We start from the raw sequence: 473 nt of genomic DNA on the forward strand, positions 1-473 counted from the left end.
GTGGCACAGACCGTCAGTAGCTGGGGCTTCGCGATCACCCCTGACGCCCTGCTGGCCGTGGCCAAGGATATCGGCGAGACCACCGTACTGGCCCGTGCCGGCGGTGCGCCGACCCTGGCGGTCGGTATCGCGCAGATCCTCCACCATGTGCTGCCCGGTGAAAACACCATGGCGTTCTGGTACCACTTCGCGATTCTGTTCGAAGCGCTGTTTATCCTGACGGCGGTGGATGCCGGTACCCGTGCCGGACGGTTCATGCTGCAGGACCTGCTCGGCTCCTTCATCCCGTCGCTCAAGCGTACCGAGTCCTGGACCGCCAACCTGATCGCCACCGCCGGCTGCGTGGCCATGTGGGGTTATCTGCTGTACCAGGGCGTGATCGATCCGCTGGGCGGCATCAACACCTTGTGGCCGCTGTTCGGCATCTCCAACCAGATGCTGGCCGGCATCGCGCTGATGCTCGGCACCGTGGT

Annotated in this window: 1 protein-coding gene; it reads left to right on the forward strand. The window is 64.9% G+C overall.

The features are described 5' to 3' along the window. Positions 1-473, forward strand: a 473-nt coding sequence (locus M5B99_RS29825; protein WP_318654602.1) for a carbon starvation CstA family protein, incomplete at both ends; no start/stop codon positions are given.

The organism is Pseudomonas sp. MWU13-2100 (genome assembly GCF_023242365.1).
Lineage (GTDB): Bacteria > Pseudomonadota > Gammaproteobacteria > Pseudomonadales > Pseudomonadaceae > Aquipseudomonas.